The sequence below is a fragment of the Pacificispira sp. HM-600 genome (assembly GCF_977993705.1).
On sequence record NZ_OZ388079.1, the window covers coordinates 494,124 to 513,828 of the forward strand.

18 protein-coding genes are annotated in these 19,705 nt (G+C 65.9%); 5 read left to right on the plus strand and 13 right to left on the minus strand.

Annotated elements, in window-relative coordinates; genetic code table 11:
- The first annotated feature begins 10 nt into the window (after window positions 1-10).
- The 3 genes from zwf to pgl are packed head-to-tail and all read left to right on the plus strand — an operon-like array spanning window position 11 to window position 3,289.
- The gene (gene zwf / locus ACXZ1E_RS02340) at window positions 11-1,561 is read left to right on the plus strand and encodes a glucose-6-phosphate dehydrogenase (RefSeq protein WP_458041845.1); all 1,551 of its coding nucleotides are present in this window, start codon (window positions 11-13) and stop codon (window positions 1,559-1,561) included.
- An 8-nt stretch (window positions 1,562-1,569) separates the two neighbouring features.
- Window positions 1,570-2,508, plus strand: a complete 939-nt coding sequence (locus ACXZ1E_RS02345) for a glucose-6-phosphate dehydrogenase assembly protein OpcA (protein ID WP_458352027.1) — start codon at window positions 1,570-1,572, stop codon at window positions 2,506-2,508.
- On the plus strand, window positions 2,498-3,289 hold the full coding sequence (gene pgl, locus ACXZ1E_RS02350) for a 6-phosphogluconolactonase (protein ID WP_458041847.1): 792 nt from the start codon (window positions 2,498-2,500) through the stop codon (window positions 3,287-3,289). The genes ACXZ1E_RS02345 and pgl overlap by 11 nt, the downstream gene beginning before the upstream one ends.
- Window positions 3,290-3,306: 17 nt before the next feature.
- Here the strand turns inward: pgl and ACXZ1E_RS02355 are convergent, their stop codons facing one another.
- The 11 genes from ACXZ1E_RS02355 to ACXZ1E_RS02405 form a co-directional block, all read right to left on the minus strand.
- Window positions 3,307-3,663, minus strand: coding sequence for an RNA polymerase-binding protein RbpA (locus ACXZ1E_RS02355; protein ID WP_458041848.1), 357 nt, complete (start codon window positions 3,661-3,663; stop codon window positions 3,307-3,309).
- 1 nt (window position 3,664) lies between these two features.
- Window positions 3,665-3,913 (minus strand): preprotein translocase subunit SecG, encoded by a 249-nt coding sequence (gene secG / locus ACXZ1E_RS02360; protein WP_458041849.1) that lies wholly within the window; start codon window positions 3,911-3,913, stop codon window positions 3,665-3,667.
- 92 nt (window positions 3,914-4,005) lie between these two features.
- Window positions 4,006-4,818, minus strand: coding sequence for a triose-phosphate isomerase (gene tpiA / locus ACXZ1E_RS02365; protein ID WP_458041850.1), 813 nt, complete (start codon window positions 4,816-4,818; stop codon window positions 4,006-4,008).
- The gene (locus ACXZ1E_RS02370) at window positions 4,806-6,023 is read right to left on the minus strand and encodes a phosphoglycerate kinase (protein ID WP_458041851.1); all 1,218 of its coding nucleotides are present in this window, start codon (window positions 6,021-6,023) and stop codon (window positions 4,806-4,808) included. The genes tpiA and ACXZ1E_RS02370 overlap by 13 nt, the downstream gene beginning before the upstream one ends.
- A gap of 8 nt (window positions 6,024-6,031) precedes the next feature.
- The gene (gene gap / locus ACXZ1E_RS02375) at window positions 6,032-7,042 is read right to left on the minus strand and encodes a type I glyceraldehyde-3-phosphate dehydrogenase (RefSeq protein ID WP_458041852.1); all 1,011 of its coding nucleotides are present in this window, start codon (window positions 7,040-7,042) and stop codon (window positions 6,032-6,034) included.
- Between the two features lie 123 nt (window positions 7,043-7,165).
- A complete protein-coding gene (locus tag ACXZ1E_RS02380) occupies window positions 7,166-7,792 on the minus strand; it encodes a superoxide dismutase (protein WP_036295884.1) in 627 nt (208 codons plus the stop codon).
- A 143-nt stretch (window positions 7,793-7,935) separates the two neighbouring features.
- Entirely contained in the window at window positions 7,936-8,913 is a 978-nt protein-coding gene (gene whiA / locus ACXZ1E_RS02385; RefSeq protein ID WP_458041853.1) for a DNA-binding protein WhiA, read from the minus strand.
- Between the two features lie 41 nt (window positions 8,914-8,954).
- Entirely contained in the window at window positions 8,955-9,833 is an 879-nt protein-coding gene (rapZ, locus tag ACXZ1E_RS02390) for an RNase adapter RapZ (protein WP_458041854.1), read from the minus strand.
- A 25-nt stretch (window positions 9,834-9,858) separates the two neighbouring features.
- Entirely contained in the window at window positions 9,859-11,802 is a 1,944-nt protein-coding gene (gene uvrC, locus ACXZ1E_RS02395; RefSeq protein WP_458041855.1) for an excinuclease ABC subunit UvrC, read from the minus strand.
- 2 nt (window positions 11,803-11,804) lie between these two features.
- Window positions 11,805-14,690 carry an excinuclease ABC subunit UvrA gene (gene uvrA, locus ACXZ1E_RS02400; RefSeq protein ID WP_458041856.1) on the minus strand — a complete coding sequence of 962 codons (2,886 nt, stop codon included), beginning with the start codon at window positions 14,688-14,690 and terminating at the stop codon, window positions 11,805-11,807.
- Between the two features lie 94 nt (window positions 14,691-14,784).
- Window positions 14,785-15,225 carry a MarR family winged helix-turn-helix transcriptional regulator gene (locus tag ACXZ1E_RS02405; protein ID WP_458041857.1) on the minus strand — a complete coding sequence of 147 codons (441 nt, stop codon included), beginning with the start codon at window positions 15,223-15,225 and terminating at the stop codon, window positions 14,785-14,787.
- 37 nt (window positions 15,226-15,262) lie between these two features.
- Between ACXZ1E_RS02405 and ACXZ1E_RS02410 the strand changes: the two genes are divergently transcribed.
- Window positions 15,263-15,487, plus strand: coding sequence for a hypothetical protein (locus tag ACXZ1E_RS02410; protein ID WP_458041858.1), 225 nt, complete (start codon window positions 15,263-15,265; stop codon window positions 15,485-15,487).
- 6 nt (window positions 15,488-15,493) lie between these two features.
- On the opposite strand, the gene uvrB is transcribed toward ACXZ1E_RS02410, so the two are convergent.
- Both uvrB and coaE read right to left on the minus strand, forming a co-directional pair.
- The gene (gene uvrB, locus ACXZ1E_RS02415; RefSeq protein ID WP_458041859.1) at window positions 15,494-17,590 is read right to left on the minus strand and encodes an excinuclease ABC subunit UvrB; all 2,097 of its coding nucleotides are present in this window, start codon (window positions 17,588-17,590) and stop codon (window positions 15,494-15,496) included.
- A gap of 96 nt (window positions 17,591-17,686) precedes the next feature.
- Window positions 17,687-18,289 carry a dephospho-CoA kinase gene (gene coaE / locus ACXZ1E_RS02420; RefSeq protein ID WP_458041860.1) on the minus strand — a complete coding sequence of 201 codons (603 nt, stop codon included), beginning with the start codon at window positions 18,287-18,289 and terminating at the stop codon, window positions 17,687-17,689.
- 588 nt (window positions 18,290-18,877) lie between these two features.
- Between coaE and ACXZ1E_RS02425 the strand changes: the two genes are divergently transcribed.
- A complete protein-coding gene (locus ACXZ1E_RS02425) occupies window positions 18,878-19,681 on the plus strand; it encodes a response regulator transcription factor (protein ID WP_458041861.1) in 804 nt (267 codons plus the stop codon).
- The last annotated feature ends 24 nt before the right edge of the window (window positions 19,682-19,705 follow it).

Here is a 19,705-nt window from a genome sequence, read left to right on the forward strand (position 1 = left end):
GCACACCTGTATGCCCATCGAGATCTCGCGCGGGCACAACCCGCTGCGCGACCCGGACGATCGTCGCCTCAACCGCATCGCCGGCCCCAGCGCGCTCGTCATTTTCGGAGTTACCGGCGATCTGTCGCGTAAGAAGCTGATGCCGGCGGTTTACGACCTCGCCAACCGCGGCCTCCTGCCCCCGGGCTTCGCGCTCGTGGGATTCGCGCGTCGCGACTGGGAAGACCAGGACTTCGCGAACGTCGTCTACGAGGCCGTGAAGCAGCATGCCCGCACGCCGTTCCGCGAAGAGACCTGGCGCCAGCTGTTGCAAGGCATTCGCTTCGTGTCGGGCGAGTTCGACGATCCGGATGCCTTCCGCCGCCTGCGCGAGACCGTCGAACGGCTCGATGTCGAACGCGGCACGATGGGCAATCACGCTTTCTACCTCTCCATCCCCCCGAAGGACTTCGCGATGGTCGCGAAGCAACTGCGGGACTCGGGACTGGTCAACGAGAACGCGAACGGGGACGATTCGTGGCGCCGCGTCGTCATCGAGAAGCCATTCGGACACGACCTCGCCTCGGCACGAACGCTGAACGACGCGCTCGAGGTCGCCTTCCCGGCGGACTCGATCTTCCGCATCGACCACTACCTCGGCAAAGAGACGGTCCAGAACATCCTGGCGCTACGGTTTGCGAACGAGTTGTTCGAACCGCTCTGGAACGGAAACTACGTCGACCACGTACAGATCACGATGGCCGAGGACATCGGTGTCGGTGGCCGCGCCGGCTACTACGACGGCATCGGTGCGGCGCGCGACGTCATCCAGAATCACCTGCTCCAGCTCCTGGCCCTGACCGCCATGGAGGAGCCCATCTCACTCTCGGCGCACGATCTGCGTGCAGAGAAGGAGAAGGTTCTCGCGGCGGTGCAACTTCCGGCGAATCTCGCCGAATCGACCGCTCGCGGTCAGTACGCGGGTGGCTGGCAGGGTGGCGACAAGGTCGCGGGGTTCCTCGAAGAAGACGGCATGGACTCGGCCTCGACGACCGAGACCTTCGCGGCGCTGAAGCTCGAGATCGCGACCCGACGCTGGTCCGGAGTCCCCTTCTACCTGCGCACGGGCAAGCGGCTCGGCCGTCGCGTCACCGAGATCGCGGTCGTATTCAAGCGCGCACCGCAGCACCTCTTCCTGCGCAGCCAGACTCTCGAACTCGGTCAGAATGCGCTCGTCATCCGGATTCAGCCGGACGAGGGCGTGACCATCCGATTCGGATCGAAAGTTCCCGGGGCGGGCACGCAGGTGCGCGACGTGACGATGGACTTCGGGTACGGCCACGCCTTCACCGAGGCAAGCCCCGAGGCCTACGAGCGCCTCATCCTCGACGTGCTCCTGGGTGAGCCGCCGCTGTTCCCCCGCCACGAAGAGGTCGAACTCTCGTGGCGGATCCTCGATCCGATCGAGGAATTCTGGGCCGCGCAGGGTGGACCGCTCGAGCAGTACAGCCCCGGCTCGTGGGGACCTGCCTCGGCCGACGAACTTCTCGCCCGCGACGGACGAGTGTGGAGACGCCCATGATCATCGAGATGCCCGATACCACCGTGAGCCAGATCGCCAAGGCGCTGGTCAACGCCCGCGAAGAGGGCGGCGTCGTCGCCCTCGGCCGCGTTCTCACCCTCATCATCGCGACACGGCACGGACTCGAAGAGGACGCGATCGAGGCCGCGAACGACGCATCACGCGAACACCCGATGCGCGTCATCGTGCTGCTCACCGACACATCCGGCGAGCCCCGACTCGACGCGCAGATCCGCGTGGGCGGCGACGCGGGCGCGAGCGAGGTCATCGTGCTTCGTGCATCCGGATCCGCCGCGTCGAACGAAGAGAGCTTGGTCACCGGGCTGCTGTTGCCGGACGCGCCCCTCGTGGTGTGGTGGCCGGACGAGCCGCCGCGCAGGCCGTCCGATTCGCCGCTCGGCCGCATGGCTCAGCGTCGGATCACGGATGCGTCGACCGGCCCCCGTGCCGCCGACCGTCTGTCGACGCTGGGCGAGAATCATGCCCCCGGCGACACCGATCTTGCTTGGACTCGTCTGACGCATTGGCGGGAGCAGCTCGCAGCAGTCCTCGACCAGCCCCCCTTCGCCCCGATCACGGGCGCCCTCGTGCGCGGTGCGAGCACATCGCCCTCGACCGCGCTCCTGGCGGCATGGCTGCGCCTCAAGCTCGCTGTGCCGGTGACCTGGGAGTACATGCCGCCCGAAGAATGGGTGGATGGGATCAAGTCTGTCCAGCTGCAACGCGACGGCGGAGACATCCTGCTCGAGCGTTCCTCGCCGGCCGTTGCCTGTCTCACACAGGAAGGGCAGCCGCAGCACGACCTGGTGCTTCCGCGGCGCACCCTGCGGGAATGCCTCGCCGAGGAGCTCCGTCGCCTCGATCCCGACCTGCTGTATGGTCGTGTGATCACCGAGGGCTGGGAGCTATTGGACCCGCCCGTCAGCCGGGAGCCGCATGTCGACTGAGAATCTCACGGATCGTCGCGTCGTCGTCAGCGCTGACCGGGACACGGTCATGTCGGTGGTCGCACGGCGGGTGGTTGAGAAACTCACCGTCCTGAGCATCGAGCGCCCGATCGCCCACGTGTCTCTCACGGGCGGGCGTGCCGGCGTTGCCGTTCTCGCGGCGGTGGCCGCGCAGCCGGGCGTACGACTCGTGGACTGGTCCCGTGTGCATTTCTGGTGGAGCGACGAACGCTACGTACCCGAGTCCGATCCGGATCGGAACGCACTTCAGGCGCGTCGTGCGTTGCTCGGCCAGCTCGATGTGCCGGACGAGAACGTGCACGAGATTCTCGCCTCCGACGGCTCGGACTCCCCCGAGGCCGCCGCCGAAGCCTACGCGGCGGAGCTTGCTCGCTTCTCGACGTCGGATGCGGCGGAAGCCGGCGCATGGCCGAGCTTCGACATCTGTCTTCTCGGCGTCGGGCCGGACGCCCACATTGCGTCACTCTTTCCCGACCGCCCGGAGATCGGCGTCACGGATCGGGCGGCCGTCGCCGTGCACGACTCCCCCAAAGCACCCCCGGTCCGGGTGACGCTGACGCGCCCGGTCCTCAATGCCTCACAGCGCGTCTGGCTCGTCCTGACCGGATCCGAAAAGGCCTCCGCGCTGGGACTGGCTCTCGCCGGTGCGAGCTACACGAGCGTCCCGGCCGCCGGGGCCAAGGGTCGACACCGCACGCTGTTCTTCGTCGACGCCGAAGCGGCCGCGGAAGTACCCGCGGAACTCATCGACCCCGACTGAAAAGGTCTCGGAGCGGGTCAGTCGAGGCCGCGACGCTCGCGCAAGGCACGTAGCGCATCGTCGAGAAGCGCGGCCGCCTCCTCGTCCGTACGACGCTCCTTCACATAGGCGAGGTGCGTCTTGTACGGCTCGGTCTTGGCGAGAGCAGGCGGGTTAGCCTTGTCGCGCCCGGCCGGAAGACCCGAGTGCGGGCTGTCGATCGTGTCCGGGATCTCGTCCTCCGGCACCCCGGCGGCGAAGTAACGCACCGTCTCATTACCCAGGGCGTCCCAGTACGGAACGGCAATCCGTTCCGCGTGGTACCCGTGGTCCTGCTCGCCCATCGGGCCCGCGCCCACCCGAGTGCCGCGGATCGCGTTGCCGCCTGTAGCCATGTCAGATCCCCTGGAACTTGGCGATGAGGCCGAGTGCGACGATCGCCACGAACCACGTCAAGGCGAGCACAATGGTGAACCGGTTGAGGTTTCGCTCCGCCAGGCCCGAAGAACCCAGGGACGATGTCATACCGCCGCCGAACATGTCGGACAGTCCACCACCGCGCCCTTTGTGCAGAAGAATCAACAGCGTGAGCAAGAGGCTCGTGATGCCGAGGATCACCTGCATCACGAATTCGATTATCTCCACCGGAAAAGCCTTTCAGAGCACCCGTCGGGAGGGCGCAAGTTTGTAAACCAGCCAGTCGTCAAACAACGGCGTGCTCAAGTATAGGCGCGAGCCTAGACGCCTACATGTTTCTGATAACGGATGATGGCTGCGAAGTCGTCCACTTTGAGGCTCGCTCCTCCGACAAGCGCCCCGTCGACATCGGGCTCACGCATGAAACCCGCGATGTTGCCGGCCGCAACCGAACCACCGTATAGGAAGCGTGTCGCCGCGGCCGCGTCGTCTCCGAGCGTCTCGGCGACGACCGCACGAAGCTTCTCACAGACCTGCTGGGCCTGTTCGGGGGTAGCCGCCTGCCCGGAGCCGATGGCCCAGACCGGCTCATACGCGACGACGAACTCGGTGCCGGCTACGACATCCGCAAGGGCCGTCTTCAACTGCGCCACCGGCACAGCACTCGCACCATGCGTTTCGAGATCCTCGGCGGTCTCGCCGACACAGATCACGGGCACGAGGCCGTTCTTGATGGCGGCCTTGACCTTGGCCGCGACGACCTCATCGCCCTCGTCGTGGTACTGACGGCGCTCGGAGTGTCCGATCAGGACGTACCCGCAATCGAGCTTCTTCAGGAACTGGCCCGAAATCTCACCCGTGTAGGCGCCGGAGTCGTGGACCGAGAGATCCTGCGCGCCGAGAGAGAACTCGATCTTGTCGGCCGAGATCAGCGTCTGCACACTTCGCAGGTCGGTGAAAGGCGGGAAGACGGCGACCTCGACAGAATTCGCGTCGTGCTTGGCGTCCTTCAGAGCCCAATCGAGCTTCTGTACCAGCGCGATAGCCTGCTGGTAGTCGAGGTTCATCTTCCAGTTGCCGGCGATCAGCGGCGTACGCCCCTGGCGCGAGCCGCCCTGTGTCACTGTTCCCATCCGAGGACCTCCAGTCCGGGGAGCTTTTTACCCTCGAGGAATTCCAGGCTGGCTCCGCCGCCCGTCGAGATGTGGCCGAACTGATCGTCCGAGAAGCCGAGCTGACGCACGGCGGCAGCGGAATCCCCGCCACCGACCACGCTCAGGCCGTCGACCTCGGTGAGGGCTTTCGCCACAGTCTTGGTACCGGCGGCGAATGCCGGAATCTCGAAGACACCCATCGGGCCGTTCCAGAAGACCGTCTTGCTCCCCCGAATGAGTTCGGCGAAACGAGCCGCCGTCTCGGGGCCGATGTCCAGTCCCAGACCGGATGCACCGAACACTGTTTCTTCGATCGCGTCGGCAGCCGTGACGGTGTGCTCGGCGTCGGCACCGAACTTCGATGCGACGACGATGTCCGTGGGGAGCACCAGCTCGACGCCCGTGTCCTTCGCCGTCTGCACGTAATCGCGAACCGTGTCGAGTTGATCCGCTTCGAGCAGGCTCGCACCGACCTTCGAACCCTCCGCTGCGAGGAAGGTGAAGAGCATGCCGCCGCCGACCAGAATGCGGTCAACGCGCGGAAGAAGGTGCGAGATGACGCCGAGCTTGTCGCTGACCTTCGATCCGCCGAGCACCACGGTGTAGGGACGCTCGGGGTTCTCCGTCAGCCGGTCGAGGACATCGAGTTCCGTCTGGATGAGCAGGCCTGCGGCGGACGGCACCAGTTCGGCCAGCTCATAAACACTCGCCTGCTTGCGGTGGACAACACCGAACCCGTCCGAAACGAGGGCGTCACCGAGTGCCGCCAGGCGCTCCGCGAATGCGCGACGTTCGGCCGCATCCTTCGACGTCTCGCCCGGCTCGAAGCGCAGGTTCTCGAGAACCGCGACATCGCCGTCTTCCAGAGCGGCGACAGCCTCTCGAGCGGACTCCCCCACCGTGTCCCGAGCGAACGCGACCGGCTTGGCGAGGAGTTCCGACAGGCGCTGCGCGACCGGTTCGAGGCTGTACTTCGGGTCGGGCGCGCCGTCGGGGCGACCGAGATGCGAACAGACGACGACGCGGGCGCCGCGCTGGATGAGGGCATTCAGGGTCGGCAACGACGCGCGCACGCGGCCATCGTCCGTGATCTTCCCGTCCCGCAGGGGGACGTTCAGATCACACCGGACGATGACGCGCGTGCCGGCGAGCGACCCCAGCGAGTCGAGGGTGCGCAGGGGCATCGACAGACCTACAGACGCTCGCCGACGTACTCGGTGAGGTCGACGAGGCGGTTGGAGTAACCCCACTCGTTGTCGTACCAGCTGGAGACCTTGACCAGGTTGCCGCTGACGTTGGTGAGCTCGGCGTCGAAGATCGACGAGTGCGGGTTGCCCTGGATGTCGCTCGACACGATCGGGTCCTCGGTGTACTCGAGGATGCCGTTGAGGCGCCCCTCGGCGGCTGCGGTCTTGTAGACGGCGTTGATCTGGTCGACCGTCAGTCCCTCGGTGGGCGTGATGATCGTCAGGTCGACGATCGATCCGGTGGGAACCGGAACGCGGTACGACGAGCCGCTCAGCTTGCCCTGCAGTTCCGGCAGAACCAGGCCGATGGCCTTGGCCGCACCGGTCGACGCGGGAACGATGTTGATCGCGGCGCCGCGTGCACGGCGCAGGTCGCTGTGGGGGCCGTCCTGCAGGTTCTGGTCGGCCGTGTAGGCGTGAGCGGTCATCATGAAGCCGCGCTCGATGCCGAACGCGTCGTTGAAGACCTTTGCCAGCGGAGCGAGGCAGTTGGTCGTGCAGGACGCGTTCGAGATGATGACGTCGGTCTCGGGGTTGTACGTCTCTTCATTGACGCCCATCACGATGGTCGCGTCGTCGCCCGTGGCGGGCGCCGAGATCAGAACCTTCTTCGCGCCGCCGGCGATGTGCTTCTTGGCATCTTCGGCCTTCGTGAAGCGACCGGTCGACTCGATGACGATGTCCACACCGAGCTCGCCCCAGGGCAGGTTCGCCGGGTCGCGTTCTTCGAAGACACGGATCTTCCTGCCGCCGACGGTGATCGAGTCGGCGTCGTACGTGATGTCTTCGGCCAGGGGGCCGCCGACCGAGTCGTACTTGAGGAGGTGAGCAAGGCTCTTGTTGTCGGTGAGGTCGTTCACCGCCACGATTTCCAGGTCAGCGCCCTGCGCGAGTGCCGCGCGAAGGTAGTTGCGTCCGATGCGGCCGAAGCCGTTGATGCCGATCTTGACAGACACGGTGTCTCCCGATTCTCATGGCGCGGGGCGGCGCCTTTAGGTGCGCGGATACGCGCGTTGTGGGATGAAAGGAGGACGCCGGGCCCTCGACTCAGCAAGGGCTCAGCGGCGTCCTCGCCTTCGTCACGACATTACCAGCAGACCCGCAGTCTTCTCACGGGCGGTCTCAAAACGCGTCTGAACGTCCGCCCAATTGGCGATGTTCCAGAAAGCCTTCACGTAGTCGGCGCGAACGTTCTTGTAGTCCAGGTAGTACGCGTGCTCCCAGACATCCAGGAGCAGGAGGGGAACCGTGCCTGCGGCGAACTGCGACTGCTGGTCGAAGAACTGCTGGATGATCAGGTTCTGACCGATCGAGTCCCAGAACAGTCCGGCCCAGCCGGAGCCCTGCACGCCGAGCGCGGCGGCAGTGAAGTGGGCCGTGAACTTGTCGAACGAACCGAAGTGGTCATCCATCGCGGCGGCGAGCTCACCGGTGGGCTTGTCGCCACCGTTCGGCGAGAGGTTGGTCCAGAAGATCGAGTGGTTCGTGTGTCCGCCGAGATTGAAAGCGAGGTCCTTCTCGAGCTTGTTGACGAACGCGAAGTCGCCCTTGTCGCGGGCCTCGGCGAGCTGTTCGAGCGCCGTGTTGGCGCCGGTCACGTAAGCCTGGTGATGCTTGTCGTGGTGCAGCTGCATGATCGAGGCGCTGATGTGCGGCTCGAGTGCGGCGTAGTCGTAGGGAAGTTCGGGCAGCGTGTAAGTCGCCATAGTCGTATTTCCTCCTGTCGGTGCCACGCTTCGCGCGGCGCGGATGACGTTCTCATCCTAACGATGGGCAACACAGAGACCAGGGACTTGCTTCCCGATCCAGGGCATGCAACGTGACCCTCGTGAGGCGTGGATCGCGCCGATCAGGCGTCGACGTCGACGGGGATTCCCGCCTCGGTGCCGGGAATTCCCTCATCCTCGGCACGCTTGTCCGCCATCGCGAGAAGTCGACGGATACGTCCTGCGACGGCGTCCTTCGTGAGGGGGGGATCGGCGTGGTGCCCGAGCTCATCGAGGCTCGCCTCGCGGTGCGCCAGGCGCAGCTCCCCCGCCTCACGCAGGTGGTCGGGAATGCCCGGGCCGAGGATCGCGAGAGCCCGCTCGACGCGCGCGCACGCAGCCACGGCAGCTTGAGCCGAGCGACGCAGATTGGCATCGTCGAAGTTCACGAGGCGGTTCACTCCCGCGCGAACTTCGCGCCGTTGACGCAGCTGCTCCCATTCCGCCGCAGCGCGAAGGGCGCCCATCGCCTGCAGGAGGGCGCGTATGGCCTCACCGTCGCGGACGACGACGCGGTGAACGCCCCGTACCTCGCGCGCCTTGGCGGCCACGCCGAGGCGATGTGCGGCGCCGACGAGGGCCATCGCGGCTTCGGATGAGGGGCAGGTGACTTCCAGCGCCGCCGAGCGGCCGGGATCGGTGAGGGTGCCGGCCGCGAGGAACGCCCCCCGCCAGATCGCGGCGAGGTCTTCGCGCGATCCCGTCGTGAGCTTGTTGGGCAGACCGCGCACGGGACGACGACGTTGATCGAGCAGGCCCGTCTGGCGCGCGAGTGTCTCGCCGCCCTCGATGACCCGAACAACGAAGTGACCCTCCTGGCGAGAGGAGGATGCCTGGACGTGACCGAGCTCGGGACGAACACCGTAGAGCTCGACCAGGTCACGCGCCGTACGACGCGCGAGCACCTCGGAGTCCAGCTCCGCCTCGATGGCGATCCTGTTCGCGATGGAGTGCAGTCCGCCCGAGAAACGCAGCAAAGACGTCACTTCGGCGACGCGCGCCGTTGCTCGCGACTCGCGGATGGTCACCAGTTCGGCCTTGACATCGGCGGTGAGTGGCAACCTGCGCTCCTCGGATCGGGTCGAACATGAACCCGCCTAGCCTACTCGCGACCGAGATCGCGATGCTTCACTCGTACGGCAACCCCGGGCACGGCGGAGAGCCGAGCGGCTAGCTGCTCCGCCATCGCGACCGAGCGGTGTTTGCCCCCCGTGCAGCCCACGGCGACGGTGGAATGCCGCTTGTTTTCCCGCTGATACCCGGCGAATACGGGCGTCAGGGACAACGCGTAAGCATCCAAGAACTCGGTCGCGCCTTCCTGCGCGAGCACGAAGTCTCTCACCCGTTCGTCCTGACCGGTGAGGTGACGAAGGTCCTCGTTCCAGAAGGGGTTGGGGAGAAATCTCATGTCGGCCACGAGGTCTGCATCCGGCGGGACGCCGTATTTGAAGCCGAAGCTCTGCACGGTGATCGTGTGGCGCGCCGAGCTCTCCTCCAGAAACAGCTCCGACACGGTGGTCGCGAGCTGGTGGATGTTGTAAGCGCTCGTGTCGATGATCAGGTCCGCGCTCTCGCGGATGGGAGCGAGGCGCCGCCGTTCCCGTTGAATCCCGTCGAGGATCGTGCCTTCGCCCTGCAACGGATGCGGCCGCCGGACCGCTTCGAAGCGGCGCACGAGGACTTCGTCGGAGGCATCCAAGAACACGAGCCGCACCTGGCGACCCTTGCGAAGTGCGCTCATCACGTCGGGGAGGTCCTCGAACAGCCCTCTTCCGCGCACGTCGACAACAGCGGCGACACGCGGTAGCGCACCGGCCGCGAGGCCCGTGATGTCGAGCAACGGGCGCAACATCTGCGGCGGCAGATTGTCGACCACGTACCAGTCGAGGTCTTCGAGCGCGTTGGCGACTGTCGACCTTCCCGCCCCCGACATGCCTGTGACCACCAGGACTTCCCCCGCGCTGCCGTCCGTATCCGTCATCGCTCCGCCCCGATTCGCCCTTCTTCTAGCCTACTGACTCGGCGAGGGGCGGGACGCTCGCGCCCTCGACAGCCGCTGCCACCTCGGCGGCGTCCTGCAATCTGGACTGGATGGTCGCGGCGAGCTTGGGGCCGATGCCCTTCACCTCGGTGATCTCATCAGCGCTCGCCCGCTTGAGTGCGGCGACGGAACCGAAGTGCCGCAACAGGACCCGGATGCGTTCGGCTCCGAGCCCGGGGATCTCGGCGAGGACGCTCTGGATGTCCTTGCGGCGACGGGACCGCTGATGTGTGATCGCGAAGCGGTGAGCCTCGTCTCGCAACCGTTGCAGCAGGTAGAGGGCCTCGCTCGTGCGCGGCAGGATGACCGGATACTCGTCGCCGGGAAGCCAGACCTCTTCCAGCCGTTTCGCGATGCCGCACAGCGCGACCTCTTCGTGCCCCGAGTCCGCGAGTGCTCGCGCCGCAGCCTCGACCTGTGGCCTCCCACCATCGACCACCAGGAGCTGCGGCGGGTACGCGAAGCGGGGGCGCTTGCGCGGCGCGCCCTCGATCTCGGGCTCTTCGGGACGGTCGAGGTAGGCCAGTCGACGCGTCAGAACCTGGTGAATGGAGTCCGTGTCATCCGTCGTCTCTGCGATCGAGAACGACCGGTATTGATCTTTGCGCGGCAGCCCATCTTCGAAGACCACCATCGACGCCACCACGTTGGACCCGCTGAGGTGCGACACGTCGAAGCACTCGATCCGCAGGGGCGCCTCTGCGAGGCCCAGAGCCTCTTGCAGATCTGTCAAGGCCTGGCTGCGGGCGATGTAGTCGCTCGTGCGGCGGGTCTTGTGCAGCATGAGCGACTGTTGGGCGTTGAGGTTCGCCGTGCGCTGTAGATCGGCTTTGCGTCCCCGCTGCGCGGTCTGCACGGTGACGGGTCGACCGCGCTTCTCGCGCAGCCACTCCTCGAGCTCCGTCGCATCCGAGGGAAGCGTCGGCACGAAGACGCGGCGCGGGATGTCTGCCGGCGGTGCCTCGCCGTAGGCGCGCTGCAGGACCTGGTCGACCAGATCGCCGCCCTCGATATCGAGTTCCTTCTCGATCGTCGAGGCGCGGACACCACGGATGCGTCCGCCCCGGATGACGAAGTGCTGCACGGTCGCGGCGAGTTCGTCCTCAGCGATGCCGAATAGGTCCGCGTCGACGTCCTCACCCAGCACGAGGGCACTACGCGAGAGCACCGCGTCGACGGCCGCGAGTTTGTCTCGGTAGGTCGCCGCGCTCTCGTAGTCCATCGCAGCGGATGCCTCACGCATGCGCGCAGAGAGCTGCGTCCGAAATCTCTGGTCGCCACCGGACATGAACGCGACGAAGTCATCGACGATCGCGCGATGCTCTTCGATCGTCACCTTCATGGAGCACGGCCCGCCGCACTTGCCGATCTGGCCGGGGAAGCAGGGGCGCCCGGTCTGCATGGCTTTGCGATAGCTCGAGTCGCTGCACGTGCGGATCGGGAAGACCTTGATCATCAGGTCGATCGTGTCGTGGACGGCCCAGATCTTCGGGTAGGGGCCGAAGTACTTGGCACCCTTGATGCGGCGGTTGCGGGTCACGACGACACGGGGCGCCTCGTCGGCGAGGGTGATCGCCATGAAGGGGTACGACTTGTCGTCGCGATAGCGGACATTGAAGGGTGGATCGAATTCTTTGATCCACATGTACTCGAGTTGGAGCGCCTCGACGTCGCTGCCGACGACCGTCCACTCCACGGAGGACGCCGTCGTGACCATACGGCGGGTGCGCTCGTGCAGCGTGTGCAACGGCGCGAAGTAGTTGCTCAGTCGAGACCGGAGATTTTTCGCCTTGCCGACGTAGAGGACCCGCCCGGAGGTATCCCGAAACCGATACACGCCCGGATTCGTGGGGATCTCCCCCGCCCGGGGCCGATACGGGAGCTGCGGGCGGGACGACGCTGCAGCCACGGTTACCCCGCCTTGCGTTGCTCGCGCTGCCCCAGCACCTCCGCCAGGAAAGCACCGGTGAAGCTGTTCTCGTTGCGGGCCACCTGCTCGGGTGTCCCGCTCGCGACGATCTGCCCCCCACCGGACCCACCTTCGGGGCCGAGGTCGATGACCCAGTCCGCTGATTTGATGACATCGAGATTGTGCTCGATCACGATGACCGTGTTGCCCTTATCCACCAGACCGCCCAGGACCTCGAGCAGGCGCCGGACATCCTCGAAGTGCAGACCCGTGGTCGGCTCATCCAGAACGTAGATGCTGCGTCCGTTGCTGCGGCGCTGGAGTTCGGTGGCGAGCTTCACGCGCTGCGCCTCTCCCCCGCTGAGCGTCGTGGCCGACTGGCCGAGACGGACGTATCCGAGTCCGACATCAACCAAGGTCTTGAGGTAGCGGTGGATCGCCTGGATCGGCTCGAAGAAGTCCGCCGCCTCTTCGATCGACATCTCCAGAACCTCGGCGATGTTCTTGCCCTTGTAGTGCACGGCAAGGGTGTCGCGGTTGTACCGTTTGCCGTGGCACACCTCGCAGTCCACATAAACGTCGGGCAGGAAGTTCATCTCGATCTTGATCGTGCCGTCGCCCGAGCAGGCGTCGCAGCGTCCGCCCTTGACATTGAAGCTGAAGCGACCGGGCTGGTAACCGCGCACCTTCGCCTCGGGTGTCTCGCTGAAGAGCGTGCGAACGCGGTCGAAGACGCCGGTGTACGTCGCCGGGTTGGAGCGCGGCGTGCGGCCGATGGGGTTCTGGTCGACGTGAACGACCTTGTCGAGATCATCCAGGCCCGTGACGCGCGTGTGCTTGCCGGGAACGGTGCGGGCTCCGTTCAGGCGTGACGCCAGCACCTGGTACAGGATGTCGTTGACGAGCGAAGACTTTCCCGAGCCGCTCACACCGGTGACGGCGGTGAGTACCCCGAGCGGGAAGTCCGCGCTCACGTTCCGCAGATTGTTCTCGCGTGCACCGACGACCGTGATCTTGCGGTTCTTATCGATCTTGCGGCGCTTGCGGGGAGTCGGGATCTCACGGCGCCCGGCGAGGTAGTCGCCGGTGAGCGAATTCTCGTCGGACAGGAGCGCCTCATAGGGGCCGGAGTGGACAACGGTTCCACCGTGCACGCCGGCCAGCGGACCGATGTCGACGACCCAGTCCGCGGCCTGGATGGTCTCTTCGTCGTGCTCGACGACGATCAGCGTGTTGCCGAGGTCCCGCAGGGTCTCGAGCGTTCGAACAAGACGTCGGTTGTCACGCTGGTGCAACCCGATCGAGGGCTCGTCGAGGACGTACAGCACGCCGGTCAGGCCCGAGCCGATCTGTGTCGCGAGACGGATGCGTTGCGCCTCGCCACCGGAGAGCGAACCGGCCGAGCGGCCCAGGTTCAGGTAGGTGAGACCGACCTGCAACAGGAAGTCCAGGCGCACGCGGATCTCGCGCAGGACCTGCGCCGCGATCTTTGCTTCGCGGTCGGTGAGCTGCAGAGTCTGCATGAACTCATAGGCATCGGACAGACTCAGCCGCGTGACATCCGCGATCGAGTGGCCGTGGACCTGCACGGCCAGCACCTCGGGCTTCAGGCGGGCGCCCTCGCAGACGGGGCACGGGACTTCGCGCAGGAACTCGCCCCAGCGCCCGCGCTGCGTGTCGGACTCCGCCTGCAGCCACTGCCGCTCGATATACGGCACGACGCCCTCGAACCCCGAGGCGTAGCGCATCTCGCGCCCGTAGCGGTTCTTCCACTTGACGGTGACCTTGTAGTCCTCGCCGCGCAGGACCGCCTCGCGGACCTCTTCGGGAAGTTTGCGCCATGGGGTATCGAGCGAGAAGTTCAGGTCGCGCGCGAGGCCCTCGAGCAGGCGCTCGTAATACTGGAAGAGTCCCTTGCCCTGCGTCGTCCAGGGGACGATGACACCTTCGCGGATGGACGCGGATTCGTCTCCGAGCAGCAGCTCGACGTCGACGGCCATGCGCGTGCCCAGTCCGGAGCACTCGGGACACGCGCCGAACGGCGCGTTGAACGAGAACGTTCGCGGCTCGATCTCGGTGAGCTGCAAGGGGTGACCGTTGGGGCACGAGAGCTTCTCGGAGAAACTCTGCCAAGCATCGTCGCCCTCTTCATCGACGAAGTTGACCTGCATCACGCCGCCCGCAAGACCCAGCGCGGTCTCGACGGAATCCGTCACGCGCCCGAGGATGTCGGGGCCCGCCACCAATCGGTCGACGACGACCGCGATGTCGTGCTTGTAGCTCTTCTTCAGCGCCGGAGGCTCGGACAGCTGGATCAGGTCGCCGTCGACGATCGCGCGGGAGTACCCCTTCGCCCCGAGTTCGCGGAACAGGTCGACGAACTCGCCTTTCTTCTGCGTCACGATCGGCGCGACGATCTGGTAGCGCGTGCCTTCGGCCAACTCGACGAGTTGATCGGCAACCTGCTGGACCGTCTGTCGTTGGATGACCTCGCCGCAAACCGGGCAGTGGGGCACGCCGATGCGCGCCCACAGAAGGCGCAAGTAGTCGTAGATCTCGGTGATGGTGCCGACCGTCGACCGCGGGTTGCGGTTGGTGGACTTCTGGTCGATGCTGACGGCGGGGCTGAGCCCCTCGATGAAGTCGACGTCGGGACGGTCGACCTGACCCAGGAACTGCCTGGCGTAGGCGCTGAGCGACTCGACGTAGCGACGCTGCCCCTCGGCGAAGATCGTGTCGAACGCGAGGCTCGACTTACCCGATCCGCTCAACCCCGTGAAGACCACCAACGAATCACGGGGAATCTCGAGATCGACGTTCTTGAGGTTGTGAACTCGAGCGCCTCTGACGCTCAGTTTCGACGACGTAGCAACGGGGACGATAGGCACTCACCAAGTGTAGGAGCGGCCACCGACACCGGCTTCGCGGTTCGCGGTGAGCGGATGTCCGAGCCCGAGCGCATGCGCATACCTCTCGCTGAATTCAGGGCCTTCCGGCGCGGCCGGCGAACGGTCCGAGCGCGTCCCGCAGCGCCGCGAGGTGTTCCGCGTCGAGGCCGACGGACGCCATCACCTGCGCCGGAACCTCGAGGGCCCGCGTGCGTAGCACCGCACCCGCCGGGGTGAGGGCTATGCGCAGCATCCGTTCGTCGTCCGGTGATCGATCCCTACTGACCAGGCCCTGCGACTGTAAGCGCTTGATCAGAGGCGACAGGCTCGCCGGCTCGAGGGCGAGCTCTTCGGCCAGTTCGCCGAGCGATCGCGGCGCGCTCTCCCAGAGGGCGAGCATGACGAGATACTGCGGATGCGTCAATCCGAGCGGCTCCAGGATGGGTCGATAGATCGACACCACGTTGCGCGCCGCCGTAACGATCGCGAAGCACACCTGGTTGTCGAGGCGCAGCAGATCGTCGGGGGTTGGCATGCACCCAGTCTACCGATTACTTAGTACACTAATCGTTATGACAGACAAGACCCCGCTCCGGCAACGCATTCGCGAAGCCGGCGGGCTGTACCAGTGGTTCAACGCATCACTCATCCGCGTCGCCGGCCCCGCGGCGGTCGGACCGTACGACGACGTCGCACCCGAACCGGCCGGACCCGTCGCGTGCCCGATCTGCCACGCACCGATGGACGATCACCGCATCGATCGCTCCGGCCCGAAGCCGCTGCTGCACTGCCCGTGACGCGGGTCAGGCGTGCCCGGCGCGCTCCATAGCCCGCAGCTCGCGCTTCAGGTCCTGGACCTCGTCGCGTAGACGCGCCGCGAGTTCGAACTTCAGCTCCGATGCAGCCGCGAGCATCTGCGCGCTGAGGTCGCCGATCGTCGCCTCGAGCTGGTTCGCCCCCTCGGCCGCGATTCCCTGATGGCCCTTCGTGCTGAGCGATCGCGGGGTCGGTGCCTTGCCCCTAGCGTTGGACGCGCCGCGTCCGGCCTCACGCTTCGAGAGCATCTCGGCCGTATCGGCGCCTTCGCGCGCCAGCACCTCGGTGATGTCCGCGATGCGCTTGCGCAACGGGGTCGGATCGATCCCGTGCTCGAGGTTGTACGCGACCTGCTTCTCGCGGCGCCGATCCGTCTCGTCGATCGCCTTGCGCATCGAGTCTGTCATCGTGTCGGCGTACATGTGCACCTCACCCGACACGTTTCGAGCCGCACGACCGATCGTCTGGATGAGGGATGTCCCAGACCGCAGGAACCCCTCTTTGTCCGCGTCGAGAATCGACACGAGCGACACCTCGGGCAGATCGAGCCCCTCACGCAGCAGGTTGATGCCGACGAGTACGTCGTAGACACCGGCTCGCAATTCGGTCAGCAGCTCGACGCGACGGAGCGTGTCGACGTCGGAGTGCAGGTAACGAACCCGCACGCCGTGCTCACCCAGGAAGTCCGTCAGCTCTTCCGACATCTTCTTCGTGAGCGTCGTGACGAGCACGCGCTCGTCGCGCTCGACGCGCAGGCGGATCTGCTCGAGCAGGTCATCGATCTGACCCTTAGCGGGTTTGACGATGATCTGCGGATCGACGAGACCGGTCGGACGAATGATCTGCTCGACGATTCCGTCGGCGATGCCCATCTCGTACCGGCCCGGCGTCGCCGAGAGGTACACCGTCTGGCCGACGCGGTTCTTGAACTCGTCCCACCGCAGAGGTCGATTATCCATCGCGCTCGGGAGGCGGAAGCCGTGGTCGACGAGCGTGCGCTTGCGTGAGGCATCCCCCTCGTACATCGCCCCGATCTGGGGAACGGTGACGTGGGACTCATCGATCACAACGAGGAAATCATCCGGGAAGAAGTCGAGCAGGCAGTGCGGAGCCTCACCGGGGCCGCGGACGTCGATGTGCCGGGAGTAATTCTCGATCCCGGAGCAGAAGCCGAGCTGCTGCATCATCTCGAGATCGAACGTCGTGCGCATGCGGAGCCGCTGGGCTTCCAGCAGCTTTCCCTGACCTTCGAGTTCTTTCAGACGCTCCTCGAGCTCGGTCTCGATCGTCCCGATCGCGCGCTGCATGACGTCTGTTCCCGCGACATAGTGCGAAGCGGGGAAGATCGGTACGGCATCCAGCTTCTCGAGCACATCACCGGTGAGAGGATGCAGTCGGTACAGCGCCTCGATCTCGTCGCCGAACAACTCGATGCGAATCGCATACTCCTCGTAAACCGGGATGATCTCGATCGTGTCGCCCCGCACGCGGAAGTTGCCGCGTGAGAAGTCGACGTCGTTGCGGTTGTACTGCATCGAGATGAACTTGCGGATGAGCGCATCGCGGTCGTACCGCTCCCCGACCTGAAGCGCGACCATCGCCCGCAGATACTCTTCCGGCGCACCGAGACCGTAAATGCAGGAGACGGTGGACACGACGACCACGTCGCGCCGCGACAGGAGCGAGTTGGTCGTTGAGTGGCGGAGTCGCTCGACCTCGGAGTTGATCGAGCTGTCTTTCTCGATGAACGTATCGGTCTGCGGAACGTATGCCTCGGGCTGGTAGTAGTCGTAGTACGAGACGAAGTACTCGACGGCGTTGTTGGGCATGAGTTCGCGGAACTCGTTCGCCAGCTGGGCGGCGAGGGTCTTGTTGTGGGCCAGGATCAGGGTCGGCCGCTGGACCTGCTCGACCAGCCAGGCCGTCGTGGCCGACTTTCCGGTTCCCGTCGCGCCGAGCAACACCACGTCGGTCTCGCCCGCGTTGATGCGCTGAGCGAGGTCCGCGATGGCTGCCGGCTGGTCGCCCGAGGGTTGGTACTCACTGACGACCTCGAACGGCCGAACGCTGCGCGTGGTCTGCATGCTTCGAGCCTAAGCGGGGCCTCCGACACCGGCTCTGCTGTTCGCGCTCCGCGCACGCCGGATCGCTGTGCGCGCGTCCGATCGCTCTGCCACGCGTCACTGCGCGGTCGACAACCGTTCCCACAGCGCGTCCGTCTGCTCGAGTGTGTGCTCGATCGTGCCGGCCGCGTCGATGACGACGTCGGCGAGCGCGAGTCGCTCGTCGTCAGAGACCTGCGATGCGATGCGACGCGCTGCCTCATCCGCGGTAAGCCCGCGCTCCGTGATCAAACGGGTCGCACGCACGTCCGACGGTGCGTGCGCCACCACGACGAGGTCCCAGGGGTCACCCCCGCGGGCCTCGGCGAGGAGCGGAACGTCGTAGACGACGACGCCGCCGGGATCTGCCGCCCGCGCCTCGGCGAAGCGTTCCTGGGATCGGACGCGCACGGCGGGATGGACGATGTGGTTGAGGCGACCGACAGCGGCCTCGTCACCGAACACGATGGCACCGAGCGCCGCACGATCCAACGAACCGTCGGGGCGGATGACGTCGTTGCCGAACGTCTCTGCGATGCGCTCGAGCACCGCAGACCCGGGGGCCTGTACCTCACGCACGATGGCGTCGGCATCGACGATGACGGCACCGTGTTCGGCAAGACGACGGGCGATCGTCGACTTGCCCGCCGCGATGCCTCCCGTGAGTGCGATAAGGGGCATGGATCGAGCATGCCACGCCTGAAAGCGACCTGAGGAAGCGACCCGCAAACCTCAGGATCCGCTCAAGACGTGACCTGAAGACGACCCTGAGCGCGGGCTGAGCCACCCTTGAGACTCACCGCCTAACGTCATATCTGTCGCACCGAGCGAGCCGGAATCCGGATCGTGAGGCGCGACGAAATACGAAGAATGAGCACGGGAACACCACGCGGGGGGCGTGAAATTCTCGGGCAGAAGTGCAGAGATGAGCGAGAGCCGGGGGGATCTCGCAATTCGAAACATCGGTGCCGGCGCCAGCCGTCCGACCATGTCGCTCGCGACCGCATGTCTGAAGAGTCCTGACGGATTCACAACACCATGCAACGAACACGTCTGGGGAGACGTCGAGCACAGGGACTGGACGGCGGCGGGCCCGTATGTCACGACTCCGTCGCGCGAGAGAACGCCCGAATCCGGTCTCAGCGCGACGTCCGCCCCTCGACAGTTAGGACACGAATGCCTGGGGAAGCATTCAGAAGAGTCTTCTGGGATATCATCACCGAAGCCAGCGCACCTTCCGTCACGCGCGCCTGGCAAGGAGGGGTGTTGGTGTCGAACTCGGGTGTCGCAGTGGTCATCGAGGACGACACGGACATACGCGTGTTGATCTCGCAGGTCCTCGAGCAGGCAGGATTCGAGGTGCACGCCGCATCCTCCGGTATGGACGGAATCGAGCTCGTTCGAGAGCACCAGCCCGTCGTGACCACGCTCGATGTGAGCATGCCCGGAATCGACGGTTTCGAGACGGCCAAGCGGATCCGCGACGTCAGCGACACCTACATCGTCATGCTCACGGCCCGCGCCGACGAGATCGATACTCTGCAGGGGCTCCAGGCGGGGGCCGATGACTACGTCACGAAGCCCTTCCGCCCGCGGGAGCTCCGAGCTCGCATCGAGGCCATGATGCGTCGTCCGCGCACCGCGGCACCGGCCACGGTCACCCCCATCGAGTTGGCGCCGTCCGCGGTGGCTGCTGCGGCAGCGGTTAGCGGCGCCCCGATCGCGCCGGAACAGGATGACTCCGACGGATGGTACGAGCACCGCGGTCTTCGCCTTCATCCTGAGATGCGTATCGCCATGGTCGACGGCGCGGACGTCGAATTGACACGTAGCGAGTTCGACATCATGGCCGACCTTCTCTCGGCGGGCCGTCGCGTCGTCGGCAAGGACGACCTGGCACTCATGCTCCGCGGCGAACGATACGCGGGCGGGAGCGGATTCGTGAGCGAACACGATGTGCGCGCGATCGAGGTGCACGTGGCAAACCTGCGGCGCAAGCTCGGCGAATCCGCAGCGAAGCCGCGCTGGATCGAAACGATACGCGGAGTCGGCTACCGCCTGACCTCCGCCTGATCCGTCTCAGACGGCTCCTGATCG